Here is a 1,820-nt window from a genome sequence, read left to right as displayed (position 1 = left end):
TGTCCTCATAGTTTTTGTACGAAGCTGTGGAGAGATCTCCATCACGGATGGTCAGGGTCAGAAAACCTGAGGTACTAGCCAGATCTGAATTTTGAAACCCTCCACCATTGAAATGTATTTTGGTGAATCGACTGAGCGTTTGTGGTTGGTTATTGCCAATTTGATAACTGATTGTTCCCTGGTCAAGTTGTTGAGGCCCTCTTTGGTTGCAGTTGCTGTGAGGGCAAGTGTTCACTTCTCCAGTTCCATAGAAATAAACCAGATCTCCCTTGTTAACTAGTAATCCAGTGTCTGTCCAGGGTCGATCCTTACCCCAAAGGTGAACCCGTCGATACCCCTTGATGTGAAAGCTGTCTTGATACGCGGGAAGGGCCAGTGGTTTCTCGGAACAGCCCACATGAAAGAATCCACAGCCAACGACTTCAGTATTCGCTTGTTGAATCTTTTGATAGAGTCCCAAATCTTGGGCTTTTAGCGAGCTATTGATTGGCGGCCCTGATTCATCACTTCGGACACACATCACAGTGTATAGATCTTCCTGATAAGGATCTATGGTTCCGGCTCTACCTGTCCAAAGATTGATCGTCCATACTCGAGAGCCAATCAGAGAACCTGACCAGAAATCAGTGTCTAGCGGATGTTGGAAAATCCCCGTGTAAAAGATGGGAAGGATTTGGCTATTCAACTCTCGTAATTCTGCGATCTCTGGTAACCGCCATCCATTAGATCCATCCAGCTGCAGTTGGTCACAATAGTCCTTGGCCTCATTAAACGTTTGCTGGCCTATCTCTCGGCGTTGCCAGATCAGATTCTTTACGGTGTCCTCAACAACCACATCTGTCCAAGAATAACGATCATTCGAACCTGATTCATTCAATGCTAATTGATCTGTTTTGGCAGTTTCAGGTAACGAATTTTCCTTCGGTTCAACAGGCGCTGACGGCAACATCATCAGTTTCAATTCAGCCAACTGACGTTGCGGAGCGTTGGGGAATTTCTTAATGAAAGCTTGGAAAATCGCTGGGTCTTCGGATTGCTCAATCATACCCCAGGCCTGGGCAGCGATTTCTCTGGATGATGCTGGCGCGTTGGCAAGTGCTTGACGTGGCTGGCGGATTTCAAAGACAAAATCACCTCGATTGAGGTTTCGATCCTGCAGCTTACCGTATTGGGGATCCAGGTTGGGGATCGACTCGACCGTCCGCCGATAGATGTAGTCACCCAGCTCACTGCCGGTGAAGTAACCATCTCGATCACTATCAACCTCTCCACGCAGGGCCTCCAGAAAAGCTTGTCGAAAGATGCTGTTGTCCGGAACTTCCTGGTTGGCACTACCGGAGGTGATGAAGTAGCGTACTGGTTCCCGGGTGCGCCGTTGAATGTGCTTGGGAGCCGCACGAACTGCCTCGAACACGGATCCTGCAAAACAGGCGTCAAACATGAAGAGTGCGTGCTTGGCAATGATCTCCTTGGCGAAGACCTCGATCTCCTGCATACTCAACGCTTGTCTACGAAAGGCCAGCCGGTCACGGCTTGGGTCTGGAGCATCGGCAGGTACTAGGTAACCCCTCTGACGTTCTCCAGCCAACTCCACGGTGTGCCCGTGTCCAGCGTAATAGATCAGCACTCGATTGTCCGGTTGGGCCCCAAAGCGATACACAAAGTCCTCGATCGCATCCTTTAGTTGATCCTTGGTTGGATTACGAACGGGATGCACCTCAAAGCCATTGTCTTCCAGGGCCTGGGAGACTTGTCGTAGGTCATTCTCCACTCCGGGAAGATCGCGCCAGCCGTTGGTGTACTTACTCACCCCGATCACT

1 protein-coding gene is annotated in these 1,820 nt (G+C 49.9%); it reads right to left on the bottom strand.

Annotation, left to right across the window (positions count from 1 at the left end):
- On the bottom strand, nt 1–1,820 hold a 1,820-nt coding region (locus P8O70_13805), incomplete at both ends, for a caspase family protein (protein MDG2197932.1).

This window comes from SAR324 cluster bacterium (genome assembly GCA_029245725.1).
In the GTDB taxonomy this organism is placed as follows: Bacteria; SAR324; SAR324; order SAR324; family NAC60-12; genus JCVI-SCAAA005.
This window is presented reverse-complemented; position numbering and strand designations above follow the sequence as displayed.